Genomic DNA, 17,329 nt, shown 5'->3' with positions numbered 1-17,329 from the left:
GCCGCAACGGACTGCCGACACGCGCGCCAGCATCCGGATGCGGGCGCGCTACGCACCGCCCGCGTCGCGCGCGTGACTGTCGTTGGATGCGGGTGCAACGATCTTCGCGCGCTGGAGCGGCGGGGCATCGGCTTCGCGGCGCAGGAACGCGATCAACGGATCGAGCAGCCGGTGCCGTGCCGACGGATTGCGGCGCAGCACGAAGCGCCACGACGCATCGCGCTCGAGGCCCGGCACCAGCGGCACCAGGCGGCCGCTGCGCAGTTCGGGCTCGATCAGCGGCACACGGCCGAGCGCGATGCCCGCGCCGCCCACCGCCGCGCCGATCACCTGGCTGAAACTGCTGTAACGGACGATCTTCGTCTCGAAGTCGTCCGGCAGGCCGAAGTGCACGGCCCAGTTGCGCCAGTCGATCTCGGGGCTGTCCTCGTGCATCTCCTGCAGCAGCCGCGAGCGGCACACGTACCCGGATGCGTACGGGAACAGCTCGGGGCTGCACACCGGAAACACGGTTTCCCGCATCAGGATGTCGTCGTCGGCGCGCAGCCGGTGCGCGGGCACGTGCACGATCGCGAGATCGACGCCGCTGCGCGCGAAATCCGGTTCGTCGTCGACCACGATGGCATGCAGCGGCGTGTCGGGATGAAGCGACGAAAATTCCGCGAGACGGCGCGCGAGCCACATCGACGAAAACGGCGCGTTGGCGGACACCGTCAGCCGTTGCGCGGTGGTGCCGCGAATCTCGGCGCACGCGTCGGTCAGCTTCGACAGCGCATCGCTGACGGCCGGCAGCAGGCGGGCGCCCGCTTGCGTGAGGCCGATGCCGCCGAGCCCCGTGCTGCGTTCGAGCAGGCGGGTACCCAGCGATTCCTCGAGCGCGCGGATCTGGTGACTGATCGCGCTCGTCGACACGTTCAGCTCGGCCGCCGCGCGCGCGAACCCGCCGAGGCGGACGGCCGCCTCGAAAGCACGCAGCGCGCTGAGGGGAGGGAGGTGCGACATGCGGGGTATTGTAGTTGACTCAACACCCGTTGAAAAATCATCTTTTGCCGCGCGTCGGGGGTGCGGGTAGCCTTGGTCCGGTCAATCGAATCGCAACGAAAAACCGACCGGAGGGCTTCATGTATTTCGACCGACGACTATGGGCGATGATGGCGGGATTGCGCTGGCGGGTCGCCGCCGCGGTCGCGCTCGGGCTGCTCGCGATGGGTGTCGGCATCCTGCGGTTCGTGTTTCTCGGCCGTGTGCTCGCGCTCGTCTTTGCCGGCGCGCCGGCGCGCGATATTGCCGAAACCGTCGTTGCAACCGCGGCCTGCGTGCTGCTGCGCGCATGGCTCGACCATCGTCGCACGGTGCTCGCGCAGCACACGGCCGGGCGCGTACAGTCCACGCTGCGCGCGCGGCTGTTCGACCGGATCGCGGCGCTCGGCCCCGCATGGTTCAGCGGCGAGCGCACGGGCGGCGTGATGCTGGCCGTCGTCGACGGCGTCGAGCAGCTGCAGACCTTCTTCGGCGTCTACCTGCCGCAGCTCGTGATCGCCGCGTGCGCGCCGGTGATGATCTTCGCGCTGCTCGCATGGTGGGACGTGCCGACGGCCGCGATCCTGCTGGTTGCGGCGCTCGTCACGCTCGCGCTGCCGCAACTCGTGCATCGCGCCGACCGGCGCGCGGCGCTCGCCCGCTCGGCCGCGTTCAAGGCGTTCGGAGAGGAGTTTCTCGACGCGGTGCAGGGCCTGCCGACGCTGAAGGCGTTCGGGCAGAGCGGCGCGTTCGGCGCGAAGCTGGCGGCGAAGGCGCGCGCATTGTCCGACAGCACGTTCTGGGTGCTCGCGCTCGGGCTGCTGACGCGGCTCTTCACCGATCTCGGCACCGGCCTCGGCGCGGCGGCGGCGATCGCGGTCGGCGCATGGCGCGTGCGCCACGGCGACATGAGCCTCGAGGCGCTGCTGATCGTGCTGATGGCCGGCAGCGAAATCTTCCGGCCGCTGCGCGACCTGCGCGGCGTGCTGCACCAGGGGATGATCGGCCAGTCGGCGGCGAACGCGATTCACGCGCTGCTCGATGCGGGCAGCGACACGCCGGCCGCCGCGGCGCCGCGCGTGCCGCACCTGCGGCCGGAGATCGTGTTCGACGGCGTCAGCTTCGCGTATCCGGGGCGTCGCGCGGATGCGCATGCGGCGCTGGGCTTCACGGTGCGCGAAGGCGAGACGGTCGCGATCGTCGGCCCGAGCGGCGCGGGCAAGTCGACCATCGTGCGCCTGCTGCTGCGCCAGCACGATGCGCAGGGCGGCACGATCCGCATCGGCGGGCACGACGTGCGCACGCTCGACGCCGATCAGGTGCGCGAGATGATCGCGGTGGTCGCGCAGGACGCGACGCTGTTCGACGGCAGCGTCGCCGACAACCTGCGGCTCGGCCGTCCCGACGCGAGCGACGCGGACATGATCGCGGCCGCGCGAGCCGCCAACGCGCACGATTTCATCTCGGCGCTGCCCGACGGCTATGCGACGCGCATCGGCGAACGCGGGCTGATGCTGTCGGGCGGCCAGCGCCAGCGGATCGCGATCGCGCGCGCACTGTTGCGCGATGCGCCGATCCTGCTGCTCGACGAGGCGCTGTCGTCGGTCGATGCGGAGAACGAAGCGCTGATCCAGCAGGCGCTCGACCGGCTCACGCGCGGGCGTACGACGCTCGTGCTCGCGCACCGGCTGTCCAGCGTGATCGGCGCCGATCGCATCCTGGTGCTCGACCAGGGGCGGGTGGTCGACGCGGGCACGCACGCGGAACTGATCGCGCGCGACGGCCCGTATCGCCAGCTGATGGGGCCGCAGCTGGAGGCAGCCGCCGAAGCCGTCGGCACGGCCGCGATGGCCGGCGGCGCGGGCGCGCGTGCTGCATCGGGCCCGCAGGTCAGGCCGCTGAACGACGACGCGGCGACGATCGGCTGGCCCGAAACGTTGCGCGCGCTGCTGCGCTTCGTCGGTCCGTGGAAGGGCAAGGTCGTGTTGACCGTGCTGTTCGGGATCGGCCGCGTGCTCGCGTTCATCGGCGTCGGCGTGATCGGTGCGCGGGTGGTCGGCGGCGTGTCGGACGGACACGCGAACGGCGCGCTCGTCGCGGCGCTGCTGGTCGTCGCGCCGGTCGCGGCGGTGCTGCACTGGCTCGAATCGTGGCTCGCGCACGACATCGCGTACCGGCTGCTCGCCGAGATGCGCATCGCGCTGTTCGCGACGCTCGAACGGCTCGCGCCGGCCGGTTTGCTGCGGCGCCGTTCCGGCGATCTGGTCGCGCTCGCGACGCAGGACGTCGAGACCGTCGAATACTTCTATGCGCATACGCTCGCGCCGGCGTTCGTCGCGGTGCTGGTGCCGGCCGGCGTGCTGGTGCTGCTCGCGTCGGTCGCATGGCCGCTCGCGCTGGTGTTGCTGCCGTTCCTGCTGTGGGCCGGGCTGGCGCCCGTGCTGGCGCGGCGCGACGTCGACCGGCTCGGCACCGGCGCACGCGAGGCGCTCGGCCTGCTCGGCGCGCACCTGACCGAAACGATCCAGGGGCTCGCGGAACTGACCGCGTTCCAGGCACTCGCGCGCCGGCGTGCCGCGTTCGTCGCGCAAGCCGACGCGTACCGGCAGCAGCGCGCGAAGCTGCTCGACGATCTGTCGGAGCAGAGCGCCGCGCTCGAAGTCGCGAGCGGGCTCGGCGGGCTGGCCGTCGCGGCGCTCGGTGCGCTGCTGTGCGCGCGCGGCTGGTTCGCGCACGAAGCGTTGCCGCTGCTGGTGCTGGTCGCGGTGGCCGCGTTCATGCCGGTGGCCGAGATCGGCCAGGTCGCGCGGCAGCTGGCCGACACGATTGCATCGACGCGGCGCTTGCGCGCGCTCGAGAAGGAGCCGGTGACGGTCGTCGACGGCGCGCATGCGCTGTCCGGCGACGCGACCGTGCGGTTCGAGGACGCGGGCTTCACGTACCCGGGCCGCGGCGTGCCGGCGATCGATCGCGTGAGTTTCAAGGTGCCGCCCGGCAGCACGGTCGCGCTGGTGGGCGCATCGGGCGCCGGCAAGTCGACCGTCGCGAGCCTGCTGCTGCGCTTCTGGGATCCGCAGCACGGGCGCGTGACGCTGGGCGGCGTCGACCTGCGCGATCTGCGGCTCGACGATCTGCGCCGGCACATCGCGCTGGTCGCGCAGGATACCTATCTGTTCAACGACACGCTCGAGGCAAACATCCGCCTCGCAGCGCACGATGCATCGGACGAGGACGTCCGGCGCGCGATCGACCACGCGGCGCTGGGCGCATTCGTCGCGCGGCTGCCCGACGGGCTCGCGACGCGGGTCGGCGAGCGCGGCGTGCAGCTGTCCGGCGGACAGCGCCAGCGCGTCGCGATCGCCCGTGCGTTCCTGAAGGATGCGCCGGTGCTGATCCTCGACGAAGCGACGTCGCACCTCGACACGATCAGCGAGCAGCAGATCCGCGCGGCGCTGGAGGATCTGATGGCACAGCGGACGTCGATCATCATCGCGCACCGGCTGTCGACCGTGCGCAACGCGGACACGATCCTCGTGCTCGAGCACGGCAGGATCATCGAGGCGGGAACGCATGCGGCGCTGATCGCGTGGCAGGGTGCGTATGCGCGGCTGGTTTCGCATCAGGCGAGCGGGGTGGCGGCGTAACGGATGTCGCGTTGAAGTCATGCCGGGCGGCGTTGCCGCTCGCGATTCATTCCGTTCGTTGAGCGGCGGCGGTTGCCGGCAAATACCGCTCGCCCGCCTCATCCCCGAGTCCAGGGCCCGCCGCGCGCTCCCGCCGTCATTCCCCCGTCTTTTCCTCTGACCAAACCCGCCCGTCCCGCGCGGGTTTGTCTCGATGCAATTACTTGTTGCGCGCTTTTTTGTTGTCGTAGTATCCGTGTTGACAACACTTGTTGCACTAAGGTCTAATTCAACATCGCATGTTGCGGTGCGGCTTGATGTCGTCGTTCCCCGGCCAGCCGGCCGGTTACATCGCTCAACCATGCGGAGAAAAGCCATGAGTCGCCGTTCCTTCCTGAAAGCCGTCGCGGTGGTCGCCGCGCTCGGCGCCAGCATCGCGCACGCGGATACCAAGACGCTCGTCGTCGGGACCGATACGTCGTTCATGCCGTTCGAGTTCAAGCAGGGCGACAAGTACGTCGGCTTCGATCTCGACCTGTGGGCGGAGATCGCGAAGGACCAGGGCTGGAAATACACGATCCAGCCGATGGATTTCGCGGGCCTGATCCCGGCGCTGCAGACGCAGAACATCGACGTCGCGCTGTCGGGGATGACCATCAAGGAAGAGCGCAAGAAGGCGATCGACTTCTCCGCGCCGTACTACGACAGCGGGCTCGCGGCGATGGTGCAGGCCGACAACACGTCGATCAAGTCGATCGACGACCTGAACGGCAAGGTGATCGCCGCGAAGACGGGCACCGCGACGATCGACTGGATCAAGGCGCACCTGAAGCCGAAGGAGATCCGCCAGTTCCCGAACATCGACCAGGCGTACCTCGCGCTCGAGGCCGGCCGCGTCGACGCGGCGATGCACGACACGCCGAACGTGCTGTTCTTCGTGAACAACGAAGGCAAGGGCAAGGTGAAGGTCGCGGGCCAGCCGGTGAGCGGCGACAAGTACGGGATCGGCTTCCCGAAGGGCAGCCCGCTCGTGCCGAAGGTCAACGCGTCGCTCGTGAAGATCAAGTCCGACGGCCGCTACGCGCAGATCTACAAGAAGTGGTTCGGCGCCGAGCCGCCGAAGCTGTGAGCGTGACGGCGCAACAGGGCGCGGCCGGGCGGCCGCGCCGGTCTTGAATCGAACGGGGAGCGACACGTGAATTTCGATTGGTCGGCGATCTGGGCGGCGTTGCCGGACCTGATGGACGGGGTCCGGTTGACGGTGTTCATCGCATTTTTCGGGCTGGTGGGCGGGTTCGTCGTCGGGATGATCGCGGGCATGTTCCGCGCATACGGACCGAAGGCGATGAACGTGCTCGCACAGGTTTATATTGAACTGATCCGCGGTACGCCGATCGTCGTGCAGGTGATGTTCCTGTACTTCGCGCTGCCGCTGCTCGCGCATATCCGCATCGACGGCCTGACGGCCGCGATCATCGCGATCACGGTGAATTCCGGCGCGTATCTCGCGGAAGTGGTGCGCGGCGCGCTGCTGTCGATCCCGAAGGGGCTGACGGAAGCGGGGCTCGCGATGGGCCTGTCGATGCCGCGCGTGCTGCTGAAGGTGGTCGGGCCGCTCGCGTTCCGCCGGCTGATTCCGCCGCTCGGCAACCAGTGCATCGTGAGCCTGAAGGACACGTCGCTGTTCATCGTGATCGGCGTCGGCGAACTGACGCGCAAGGGACAGGAAATCATTGCCGGCAATTTCCAGGCCGTCGAAATCTGGACCGCGGTGGCCATCATCTACCTGATGCTGACCGGCGCGATGACGCTGACGCTGCGGCTCGTCGAAAAGCGCATGAGGATCCTATGAGCATGATCGAATTCCAGAACGTGTCGAAGAGCTTCGGCCATGTGCCGGTGCTCAAGCATATCGACCTGAAGATCGACGCGGGCGAAGTCGTGGTCGTGATCGGTCCGTCGGGCTCGGGCAAGTCGACGATGTTGCGCTGTATCAACGCGCTCGAGAAAATCACCGGCGGCGAGCTGCTGGTCGACGGCCAGAGCGTGCGCGGCAACGCGTCGACGATTCGCAACATCCGGCTCGAGGCCGGCATGGTGTTCCAGCAGTTCAACCTGTTTCCGCAGATGACCGCGCTCGAGAACGTGATGTTCGGGCCGATCCAGGTGCGCGGCGCGTCGCGCGCCGACGCGCGCGACCAGGCGATGGCGCTGCTCGACAAGGTGGGCCTAGAATCGCGCGCCAATCATTACCCGTCGGAGCTGTCGGGCGGCCAGCAGCAGCGTGTCGCGATCGCGCGTGCGCTCGCGATCCGGCCGCGGCTGATGCTGTTCGACGAGCCGACGTCGGCGCTCGATCCGGAATTGCGCCACGAAGTGCTGAAAGTGATGCAGGATCTCGCAACCGAAGGGATGACGATGATCGTCGTCACGCACGAGATCGGCTTCGCGAAGCGGGTCGGCACGCGGCTCCTGTTCATGGATCAGGGCGGCATCGCCGAGGACGGCCATCCGGTCGACCTGATCGACCGGCCGCCGACACCGCGCCTGAAGGAATTCCTGAAACACGTGTCCTGAACGAAACCGAATTGCCCGACATGCCGCTTTCCCTTTCCCCCGTCATCGCCGGCACGCCATTCGACATCGGCGTGCGTCTCGGCGAGCTTGCCCGCCCCCTGTTCGATGCGTACATGCAGCAGAGCAGCGCATGGCAGGCCGTGCGCCGCTGGCGCGGCCATCCGTTCGTCGCCGCGCTGCGGCAGGCCGCGCTGGCCGCGTACCCCGACCTCGTCGCGGAACTGGACGGGATCGCGGCGGGCGTCGGCTGGCCGGCGGAGGACATCTTCCTGTGGAACTGCCGCGGCGAACTGATCCACAACGCGCCGGACGGCTGCACGACGCTCGCCGGGCGCGACGCGCACGGCACGCGCTGGATCGCGCACAACGAGGACGGCGATCCGTACCTGCGCGAGCGCTGCCTGCTGGTCGACGTGCAGCCGCAGGGCAAGCCGGGCTTCATCAGCTTCTATTACCCGGGCTCGCTGCCCGGCCATACGTTCGCCGCGAACCGCGCGGGCATCGCGCAGGCGATCAACAACCTGCGAATCCGCACGCCCGCGGCCGGCGTGCCGCGGATGATCCTCGCGCGTGCGGTGCTCGATGCGACGTCGCTCGACGCAGCCGCCGACGTGCTGCGCACTCATGCGCGCGCGAGCGGCTTTCACCACACGCTCGGCGCGACCGGCGATACGCGGCTCTTGAGCATCGAGGCGAGCGTCGCGCGCTGTTCGGTCGTCGACGTTTCGCAACTCAGCGGCCACGCGAATCATCTCGTGCATCCGGGCTGCGAGGCAGAAGCGCAGATCGTCACGCAATCGTCCGGCGATCGCCAGCGGCGCGTCGATGCGCTGACGCCGGCCATCGATGCGATCGACGAAGCCGCGCTGCTGCGCGTGCTCGGCGATCGCGCACCGGAAGGGCTGCCGATCTATCGCGACGATCCGGCCGATCCCGACGACGAAAACACGCTGGCGACCGCCGTGTTCGCGATTTGCGACACCGCGATCGACTTCACCGTTCATCAACACGGCACGCAGCGCTTCGCGACGCGCATCGTGCCGTCCGCGCACGCGCCCCGCGCGTCCTGACCATGAGGCAACGCATGACGACCGTTTTCCATCGCGCTCCGCGCGCCACCTTGCCCGTCGCCGTCGCAGGCGACGGCATCGAGATCATCGATTCGACCGGCAAACGCTATATCGACGCATGCGGCGGCGCGGCCGTGTCGTGCCTCGGGCACAGCAACCAGCGCGTGATCGATGCGATCAAGCGGCAGGCGCAGCAACTGCCGTATGCGCATACGTCGTTCTTCACGACCGAGGTGGCCGAGGAGCTGGCCGACCGGCTTGTCGAGGCCGCGCCGGCCGGCCTCGAACACGTGTATTTCGTGTCGGGTGGATCGGAGGCGGTCGAAGCCGCATTGAAGCTCGCGCGCCAGTATTTCGTCGAAAAGGGCGAGCCGCAACGCCGCCACTTCATCGCACGCCGCCAGAGCTATCACGGCAACACGCTCGGCGCACTCGCGATCGGCGGCAACGCATGGCGGCGCGAGCCGTTCCTGCCGCTGCTGATCGAAGCGCACCACGTGAGCCCGTGCTATGCGTATCGCGACCAGCAGGCGGGAGAAACCGACGAAGCGTATGCGCAGCGCCTGGCCGACGAACTGGAGCAGAAGATCGTCGAACTCGGCGCGGAAAACGTCGCGGCGTTCGTTGCGGAGACGGTGGTCGGCGCGACGGCCGGCGCGGTGCCGCCGGTGCGTACCTACCTGAAGAAGATCCGCGCGGTGTGCGACAAGTACGGCGTGCTGCTGATTCTCGATGAAATCATGTCGGGGATGGGGCGTACCGGTTACCTGTTCGCATGCGACGAAGACGGAGTCGCGCCCGACCTGCTGACGATCGCGAAAGGGCTCGGCGCGGGTTACCAGCCGATCGGCGCGACACTGGTAAGCGATCACATCTACCGGACGATCGTCGACGGCTCGGGCTTTTTCCAGCACGGCCACACGTATCTCGGCCACGCAACCGCCTGTGCGGCTGCGCTCGAAGTGCAGCGCGTGATCGCCGAAGAGAAGCTGCTCGACAACGTGAAGGCGCGCGGCGAGCAACTGCGGGCGTCGCTGCGCGAGCAGTACGGTGCGCATCCGCATGTCGGCGACGTGCGCGGCCGCGGGCTGTTCGTCGGCGTCGAGCTCGTGCGCGATCGCGACAGCAAGGCGACGTTCGATCCCGCGCTGAAGCTGCATGCGGCGGTCAAGCGCGAGGCGATGCAGCGCGGCCTGATGGTGTATCCGATGGGCGGCACGATCGACGGCGTACACGGCGATCACATCCTGGTCGCACCGCCGTTCGTCTGCACCGCGCAGCAGATCGACACGATCGTCGAGCGGCTGTCCGGCGCGATCGACGCGGCGCTCGCGTCGGCCGGCGCGTGAATCACGACCTCACCGAACTCTCGCCATGACTGACAGACTGCCTCCCTTCGATCCCGCATCGGCCACCGACGAGCAGAAGGCCGTGCTCGCGGACATTCTCAGCGGCCCGCGCGGCAACCTGAACGGGCCGTTCCTCGGCTGGATCGCGAGCCCCGAGCTTGCGCAGCACGCGCAGCGGCTCGGCGCGTTCTGCCGCTATCGCACGGGTTTGCCGCTGCGGCTGTCGGAACTCGCGATTCTCGTGACGGCCGCGCGCTGGCGCTCGCAGGCCGAGTGGCACATCCACCATCCGATCGCGCTCGATGCCGGCGTGCCGGCCGCGACGGCCGAAGCGATCCGCCGTGGCGTCGAGCCGGCATTCGAATCGGACGACGATGCGCTGATCCATGCGTTCGCGACCGAGCTGTACGACACGCGGCGCGTGAGCGACGCGACGTTCGCGCGCGCGCAGGCGCGATTCGGCCACGAGACCGTGGTGAACCTCGTCGCGCTGCTCGGCTATTACGCGCTCGTGGCGATGACGCTCAACACGTTCGGTATGCGCGCTGACGGACAAACTGAGTTACCGTTTCCGGAATAATCGCCGCATGCGCGCGGGTCGGCAGCATGCCGCGCGCGCATTCCGGTTGCGTCGAAAAGCCTGTCGGCACGGGCTTTTCGGCGTGCCGGGATGATTCGATCGGCATCCTCTGCGCGTCTTGCCGACGCACCTCGCGCCGCCTGCGCTTCAGCGCAGGAAATTTTCCCCGTACCTAGAATTCCGTAAAACAACTTACGGGGGAAATATCGATGCGCTGGGTCCTGTTGATCGTGTTCATTGCGTGTGTCGTCCATACGCACCGGCGCGGCAAGGTTCGGCACAGGTTGTTCAGGCAACTATCCGATCACTCGACCTTCACCGCGCCGCTGAACTGCTTTTCCTACGCGTTCTCGTCGGTGCCGACCACGCCGTTTCTCGACACGCGGCACTTTCCGGAACTCGCCGTGCTGCAGCGCGAATGGCGGACCTTCCGCGAGGAGGCGCTCGCGTTGCGCGATGCCAGCCGGATCAAGGCGTCGGGCGAGTACAACGACATCGGCTTCAATTCGTTCTTTCGCAACGGCTGGAAGCGCTTCTATCTGAAGTGGTACAACGCGCCGCATCCGTCCGCGCAGGCGCTGTGTCCGCGCACGGTCGAGATTCTGTCGCGGATTCCGTCGATCAAGGCCGCGATGTTCGCGCAGTTGCCGCCGGGCGGCAAGCTCGGCCTGCATCGCGATCCATATGCGGGCTCGCTGCGCTACCACCTCGGGCTCGACACGCCGAACGACGACGCGTGCCGGATCGTCGTCGACGGCGAGTCGTATGCATGGCGCGACGGCGAGGCCGTGATGTTCGACGAGACCTATCTGCACTGGGCCGAGAATCGCACCGCGCACGATCGCGTGATCCTGTTCTGCGACATCGACCGCCCGATGAAATATCGTTGGGCGCAGCGCATCAACGATGCGTTCGGGCAACTGCTGATGCGCGCGGCCGCGTCGCCGAACGAAACGGGCGACCGCACGGGCGGGCTCAATCATGCATTCAAGTACCTGTATGCGATTCGCCGCGCCGGCAAGCGGCTGAAGGTGTGGAATCGCACCGTGTACTACGTCGTCAAGTGGGCGCTGTTCGGCGGGATCGCGGTCGCGATCTTCTGCATCTGATGGCGAAAGGCAGACGGTGCCGAACCGTCAGACGATAGGGCGCGCAGCATCATACGGCCTCCGCGCTCTTGGGGTCGACGTCAATGCAACCAATTGTATTCGTGCGGGATCATGCGCGAACGCACGCGTATCATGGCTTGTTCACGTCGATTTGGATCGGTGAGCAAGCATGACTCGTACCCGTAAGACATTGATGATCGCCGGCGGTCTGCTGGTTGCCGCGGCAGGCAGCGGCTACGTGATGCTCCTGCGTGCGGACCACCGCGCGATCGCGGAAGCCGGCATCGGCGATGCCGCAGCACCTGCCACCGCCGTGACCGCGGCGAACGACGGTCACACCGCACAAGGCACGATCGCGCCGCCCGCGCCCGTCGCCGTCCCGTCCGCGCATGTGGACCAGGCGGTGCCGCAACCAGCGGCGGTAGCGCCGCCTGCCGCGGCCGCTGCGCGTACGAATGCGGCACCGGCTTCCGCCGCCGTCGCGCCGGTCATCGCCGCACCGGCGAAACCGGCAAAACCGGCAAAACCCAGTGCGCCGCCACCGACCGTCCACGTCGTGACGGTCGAGCCGGAGGATGCGACCCCGTCGAAGGCCAAGCCCGCGCAACCGGTACAAGCGCCGGTACAAGCAGCGCAATCGACGCAATCGGCGCCGCCGGCCCAGGCCGCGCAGGCAGCCCGGCCGAGCCAGCAGGCGGCGTATCAGCCTCCGCAGCACGCCGCGCGCAAGCGCGACGGGCTCGAGCGACACGCTGCAGCACCGTCCGCCAGGAAATCCGAAACCCCGGAAACCGCTGCGCTCGTGCGTGAATCGGCGAAGCTTGATCCGTCGTTGCCGGCGCCGCAATACGTGGCGACGCCGAGCGGCGATCGGCAGCACACGTCGGCGGGGGCGAATTCGGTCGCTGCCGCGATGACCGACCAGCTGGTCAGGCAGTCGAGCAATATCAAGGCGCCTGCACCGGCGAACGCCGGGCCCGGCGCGACCCAGTGAGCAGGGCGCCGCAGCGCGCGCGCCGTGCTGCTCCGCACCGGATGAAAAAGAGCCCCGCACGCCGACCAGGGCATGCGGGGCCAAGAGAGACGAACCTGTGCGGTGCGTCGCGCGTTACGCGGCGATCGCTTCTTCGGCCTGCTGCGCGTCGGCCGTAGCCGGCGTCGCGTCCTGCCGGATCAGGTGATCGAACGCGCCGAGCGATGCCTTCGCGCCTTCGCCCACCGCGATCACGATCTGCTTGAACGGCACCGTCGTCACGTCGCCGGCGGCGAACACGCCCGGTACCGACGTCGCACCGCGCGCATCGACGACGATCTCGCCGTGCTTCGACAGTTCGACCGTGCCCTTCAGCCATTCGGTGTTCGGCACGAGGCCGATCTGCACGAACACCCCTTCGAGATCGACGCGCTTCGTTTCGCCCGAACGCAGATCCTTGTAGACGAGCCCGTTCAGCTTGCTGCCGTCGCCGGTCAGCTCGGTCGTCTGCGCCTGCGTGACGATCGTCACGTTCGGCAGGCTGCGCAGCTTGCGCTGCAGCACTTCGTCCGCGCGCAGTTGCGCACCGAATTCGATCAGCGTGACGGCTTTCACGATGCCGGCCAGGTCGATCGCGGCCTCGACGCCCGAGTTGCCGCCGCCGACCACCGCGACGCGCTTGCCCTTGAACAGCGGGCCGTCGCAGTGCGGGCAGTGCGCGACTCCGCGGTTGCGGTATTCGCGCTCGCCCGGCACGTTGATTTCGCGCCAGCGCGCGCCGGTCGCGAGGACGATCGTCTTCGCCTTCAGCACCGCGCCGTTCGCCAGGCGGATCTGATGCACGTCGCCCGGAATCAGCGCGTCGGCGCGCTGCACGTCCATGATGTCGACGTCGTACTGCTTCACGTGCTGCTCGAGCGCCGCGGCGAACTTCGGCCCTTCGGTTTCCTGCACCGACACGAAGTTCTCGATCGCCATCGTGTCGAGCACCTGGCCGCCGAAACGCTCGGCGACGACGCCCGTCGCGATGCCCTTGCGCGCCGAGTAGATTGCCGCGGCCGCACCGGCCGGGCCGCCGCCGACGATCAGCGTGTCGAATACCGGCTTGTTCTCGAGCGACTTCGCGGCGCGCTCGCCCGCGCCCGTGTCGAGCTTCGCGAGGATTTCCTTCACGCTGCTGCGGCCCTGGCCGAACGATTCGCCGTTCAGGAACATCGTGGGCACGGCCATGATCTGGCGTGCGTCGACTTCGTTCTGGAACAGCGCGCCGTCGATCGCGACGTGGCGGATGCGCGGGTTGATCAGCGACATCACGTTCAGCGCCTGCACGACCTCCGGGCAGTTCTGGCACGACAGCGAGAAATACGTCTCGAACGCGTAGTCGCCGTCGAGCGCGCGGATCTGTTCGATCACGTCGTCGTCGAGCTTGACCGGATGGCCGCCCGTCTGCAGCAGCGCGAGCACGAGCGACGTGAATTCATGGCCCATCGGGATGCCGGCGAAGCGGATGCCGGCCGGTTTGCCGGGTTCGCCGATCGAGAACGACGGCTTGCGCTCGGCATCGTCGCGGCGTTCGGTCACGGTCACGCGCGACGTCAGCGACGCAATCTCGTTCAGCAGCGCAAGCAGTTCCTGCGATTTCGCGCTGTCGTCGAGCGATGCGACGAGTTCGATCGGGCGCGTGATCTTTTCGAGGTACGCTTTCAGTTGGTTCTTGAGATTGGCGTCGAGCATGGCGTTTCGGATTCCGTATTGATTTGGCTGCTCGGGCACGTCGTGCCGGAGGAGGGTGCGGGCCGCGCGAGGCGGCGGCCTGGCTGGGTGATCGTTGGGCGCCTCGAGCGAGGCGCGCCGGGCGAGCCTTAGATCTTGCCGATCAGGTCGAGCGACGGGGTCAGCGTTTCCGCACCCGGCGTCCACTTGGCCGGGCACACTTCACCCGGGTGTGCCGCGATGTATTGCGCAGCCTGCACCTTGCGCAGCAGTTCGCCTGCGTCGCGGCCGATGCCGTTGTCATGGATTTCGCACAGCTTGATCTCGCCTTCCGGGTTGATCACGAACGTGCCGCGCAGCGCCATCCCTTCTTCCTCGATCAGCACGTCGAAATTGCGCGACAGCGTGAGCGTCGGGTCGCCGATCATCGGGTACTTGATCTTGCCGATCGTGTCCGACGTGTCGTGCCATGCCTTGTGCGTGAAGTGCGTATCGGTCGACACGCCGTAGATTTCGACACCCAGCTTCTGGAATTCCGCGTAGCGGTCGGCGAGGTCGCCCAGCTCGGTCGGGCAGACGAACGTGAAGTCGGCCGGGTAGAACACGACGACGGACCACTTGCCCTTGAAGTTCTCTTCGGTCACGGGCACGAAATCGCCGTTGTGGTATGCGGTTGCCTTGAACGGTTTGATTTGGGTGTTGATGATCGGCATCTTGCGGGTTCCTTTGCTTGGGTGTTGATGAAGTGTTGCCAGTATCCGGGTTCACCCTTGGTTTGTGAAATTGCTTGTTTCAATCCGCGGCATCGGGAATTTCTATCTGCATCCGGCCCCGTCGCGGCGGCCCGTCCGGGCGTCCCGTGCCATTCGGGCCGGGCCTTCCGGCGGATTTCGGCCGGCCGGCGCTTCTGACACATTGGGCGTGCGGGAGGGCGCGGCGCCGGGCGACGGTGCCGCGCCCCGCGCAAGGGTCCGGCGCCCGTTCTGCACGAACGGCCGCGCGGTCGTTCGATACTCCCCGTCCCACTGCCGCCATGAACCTCTTTTCCGGACGCGCCGCGTGCGCGCTGCTTGCCTGGTTCCGCGAGTTCGTCCCCGAGCGGCGATGCCTGCATCGGCCCTTGAGCGGCGCGGCCTGCGTACTCGTGACCGTGTCGTGCGCCGCGCCGGCGCTGGCCCTCGATGCGTCCGCGCCGGCGGCGCCCGCAGCGGTGACGGCACCCGCCACCACGGCGACCGGGCTCGTGCAGATGCCCGACGGCCGGCTGCTCGCGCCGGAGTTCGCCCGCATCGTCACGCGCGGGACGCTCGTCGTCGCGGTACTCGGCGTCGATCAGCCGCCGTTCTTCATGTCGCGCAACGGCGCATTGGCGGGCGTCGACATCGACCTCGCCGACGAGCTCGCCAAAAAGCTCGGCGTGCCGGTGCAGTTCGACCGCGATGCGCGCACGTTCGACGACGTCGTGCATCTGCTCGCGACCGGGCAGGCCGACGTCGCGATCAGCAAGCTGTCGCGTACGTTGCCGCGGGCGCAGGTGGTGCGCTTCAGCACGCCGTACATCAGCCTGCGGCGCGCGCTGCTGATCAACCGCGTCGGCTTCGCCGAACTCGCGAAAGGGCGGCCGCTGCCCGAAGTCGTGCGCGACTATCGCGGCACGATCGGCGTCGTCGCGGGGTCGGCCTACGCCGAATACGCGCGCAACGATTTCCCGGCCGCGCGGGTGCGCACCTATCCGAGCTGGCCGGCGACGCTCGACGCGCTGAACGCCGGCGCGGTCACGGCCGTGTATCGCGACGAGCTCGCGATCAAGCTCGTGATGCAGGACGACCCGACCGCGCCGATCCGGCTGCGCGTCGCGACCTTCGACGACCTCACCGACGCGCTTGCCGTCGGCGTGCCGGTGTCCATGCCGACGCTGCTTGCGTTCGTCAATCAGTTCCTGGCCGAGCGCAACAAGCGGCTCGACGTGAAATCCCTGCTCGATGCGATGGGTCACTGACATGAACATGAACGAGAACATCAGGATCACACCGCGCATCGAGCGGCTGCATGCGCTCGCGATCCATCCGTTGACGGTCTTCGGCAGCCTCGCGCTCGGAATCGTGGCGGGCGTGTTGTGGCCGGCGGCCGCGCCGCAATTCGACTACGTGGGCCAGGTGTACGTCGGCCTGCTCAAGATGACGGCGCTGCCGTTCATGACGGCCGCGGTGATCTTCAGCCTGCAGCGGCTGCTGCGCGACGGCAACGCGTCGGATCTCGTACTGCGCGTGATCACGATCTTCAGCTGCGTGTCTGTGTTCGTCGTCGCCGTCGGCGCGGTCGTGCTGGTCGCGATGCGGCCGGGCGAGCACCTGTCGACCGCGACGCTGAAGGCGTTCGGTGCGCTGGTCGGCAGCGACGGCGCGGCGAGCGATACCGTGATGACGCTGTACGGCAGCGATCCCGCGGAGAAGTCGTCGGGCCTCGCCGACATGCTGATCGCGCTGGTGCCCGGCAACTTCTTCGCGGCGCTCGCGAGCGGCGACACGCTGAAGGCGCTGGTGTTCTCGCTGTTCTTCGGGTTCGCGTCGGGGCGCGTGCCGGCCAGCATCTCGGCGGCGCTGAGCCAGACGCTGGAGACCGTCTATTGCACGTGCCAGAAGATCATGCACTGGCTCGCGTATCCGACGCCGATCGTGCTGTTCTGCGGCGGCGCCGCGCAGATCGGCACGTCGGGGTTCGGGCCGCTCGAGGCGATGGTCCGCTTCGTCGCCGCGTTCGCCGTCGTCGCGCTCGTGCTGATCGCGGCGGCGATCGTCGTGATCTGGAAGCGCTCGGGCGCGACGCTGGGCGGGACGCTCGCCGGCTTGCGCACGCCGTTCGCGATGGCACTCGCCACGCGCAGCAGCGTGGCCTGCATGCCGAGCATGATCGAGTGCCTGGCCGACGGCTTCGGCTTTGCCCGCGCGCGCGTCGAGCTGGTCGTGCCGCTCGCCGTGTCGCTGCTGCGTGTCGGGCCGATGGTCTATTACGCGAGTGCGACGCTGTTCGTCGCGCAACTCTACGAACGGTCGCTAGGCCCCGGCGAGCTGTGCGTCGTGCTGGTCGCGTCGGTGCTGGCCGGGTTCGCGTCGACGGGCACGTCGGGCGTCGTGACGGTGTCGCTCGCCGGCATGGTGTGCGCGGCGCTGCACCTGCCGTTCGAGGCCGCGTTCGTGCTGTTCGTGGCGGTCGATCCGTTTTGCGAAATGTTGCGGACGCTGTTGCTGGTGATCGGCAACTCGGCCGTCGTATCCGCGATCTGCGCGCGGCCGCCGCGCGCGTGAAGGAGACGTC

14 protein-coding genes are annotated in these 17,329 nt (G+C 68.2%); 11 read left to right on the top strand and 3 right to left on the bottom strand.

From position 1 onward, the window contains the following. Positions 1-48 precede the first annotated feature (48 nt). Complete coding sequence (locus tag DIE17_RS29420) at positions 49-1,002, bottom strand: LysR family transcriptional regulator (protein ID WP_124488846.1); 954 nt, start codon at positions 1,000-1,002, stop codon at positions 49-51. A 119-nt stretch (positions 1,003-1,121) separates the two neighbouring features. Here DIE17_RS29420 and DIE17_RS29415 point away from each other — a divergent pair, with 119 nt between their 5' ends. The 9 genes from DIE17_RS29415 to DIE17_RS29375 all read left to right on the top strand — a co-directional run bounded on the left by DIE17_RS29415 (position 1,122) and on the right by DIE17_RS29375 (position 12,322). Beyond that, positions 1,122-4,664, top strand: a complete 3,543-nt coding sequence (locus DIE17_RS29415; protein ID WP_124921442.1) for an ABC transporter ATP-binding protein — start codon at positions 1,122-1,124, stop codon at positions 4,662-4,664. 355 nt (positions 4,665-5,019) lie between these two features. After that, positions 5,020-5,772: a glutamine ABC transporter substrate-binding protein GlnH gene (glnH, locus tag DIE17_RS29410; RefSeq protein ID WP_044843946.1), complete on the top strand. Its 753-nt coding sequence runs from the start codon at positions 5,020-5,022 to the stop codon at positions 5,770-5,772. A 66-nt stretch (positions 5,773-5,838) separates the two neighbouring features. After that, entirely contained in the window at positions 5,839-6,495 is a 657-nt protein-coding gene (gene glnP, locus DIE17_RS29405; RefSeq protein ID WP_044843947.1) for a glutamine ABC transporter permease GlnP, read from the top strand. Continuing rightward, the gene (gene glnQ / locus DIE17_RS29400) at positions 6,492-7,220 is read left to right on the top strand and encodes a glutamine ABC transporter ATP-binding protein GlnQ (RefSeq protein WP_014899691.1); all 729 of its coding nucleotides are present in this window, start codon (positions 6,492-6,494) and stop codon (positions 7,218-7,220) included. Before glnP ends, glnQ begins: the two co-directional genes overlap by 4 nt. A gap of 20 nt (positions 7,221-7,240) precedes the next feature. Then, the gene (locus tag DIE17_RS29395) at positions 7,241-8,290 is read left to right on the top strand and encodes a C45 family peptidase (protein WP_124921441.1); all 1,050 of its coding nucleotides are present in this window, start codon (positions 7,241-7,243) and stop codon (positions 8,288-8,290) included. Positions 8,291-8,304: 14 nt separating this feature from the next. After that, positions 8,305-9,639, top strand: a complete 1,335-nt coding sequence (locus DIE17_RS29390; RefSeq protein WP_124921440.1) for an aspartate aminotransferase family protein — start codon at positions 8,305-8,307, stop codon at positions 9,637-9,639. Between the two features lie 25 nt (positions 9,640-9,664). Then, the gene (locus DIE17_RS29385; RefSeq protein ID WP_124488841.1) at positions 9,665-10,219 is read left to right on the top strand and encodes a carboxymuconolactone decarboxylase family protein; all 555 of its coding nucleotides are present in this window, start codon (positions 9,665-9,667) and stop codon (positions 10,217-10,219) included. A 209-nt stretch (positions 10,220-10,428) separates the two neighbouring features. Then, complete coding sequence (gene lpxO, locus DIE17_RS29380; protein WP_124921439.1) at positions 10,429-11,328, top strand: lipid A hydroxylase LpxO; 900 nt, start codon at positions 10,429-10,431, stop codon at positions 11,326-11,328. A gap of 169 nt (positions 11,329-11,497) precedes the next feature. After that, positions 11,498-12,322 (top strand): extensin, encoded by an 825-nt coding sequence (locus DIE17_RS29375; RefSeq protein ID WP_124921438.1) that lies wholly within the window; start codon positions 11,498-11,500, stop codon positions 12,320-12,322. A gap of 114 nt (positions 12,323-12,436) precedes the next feature. Here DIE17_RS29375 and ahpF read toward each other — a convergent pair whose 3' ends face one another. Both ahpF and ahpC read right to left on the bottom strand, forming a co-directional pair. After that, positions 12,437-14,035: an alkyl hydroperoxide reductase subunit F gene (ahpF, locus tag DIE17_RS29370; protein ID WP_124921437.1), complete on the bottom strand. Its 1,599-nt coding sequence runs from the start codon at positions 14,033-14,035 to the stop codon at positions 12,437-12,439. A 128-nt stretch (positions 14,036-14,163) separates the two neighbouring features. Beyond that, positions 14,164-14,727, bottom strand: coding sequence for an alkyl hydroperoxide reductase subunit C (gene ahpC, locus DIE17_RS29365; RefSeq protein WP_006750178.1), 564 nt, complete (start codon positions 14,725-14,727; stop codon positions 14,164-14,166). Positions 14,728-15,047: 320 nt separating this feature from the next. Here ahpC and DIE17_RS29360 point away from each other — a divergent pair, with 320 nt between their 5' ends. Both DIE17_RS29360 and DIE17_RS29355 read left to right on the top strand, forming a co-directional pair. Further along, positions 15,048-16,013 (top strand): ABC transporter substrate-binding protein, encoded by a 966-nt coding sequence (locus DIE17_RS29360; RefSeq protein ID WP_124921436.1) that lies wholly within the window; start codon positions 15,048-15,050, stop codon positions 16,011-16,013. A gap of 1 nt (position 16,014) precedes the next feature. Then, entirely contained in the window at positions 16,015-17,319 is a 1,305-nt protein-coding gene (locus tag DIE17_RS29355) for a dicarboxylate/amino acid:cation symporter (protein WP_124921435.1), read from the top strand. Positions 17,320-17,329: the final 10 nt, after the last annotated feature.

This window comes from Burkholderia sp. Bp9099, assembly GCF_003857805.1.
Classification (GTDB): domain Bacteria; phylum Pseudomonadota; class Gammaproteobacteria; order Burkholderiales; family Burkholderiaceae; genus Burkholderia.
Note: the sequence above shows the minus strand (reverse complement) of the source record. Positions and strands in the feature narration are given on the sequence as shown.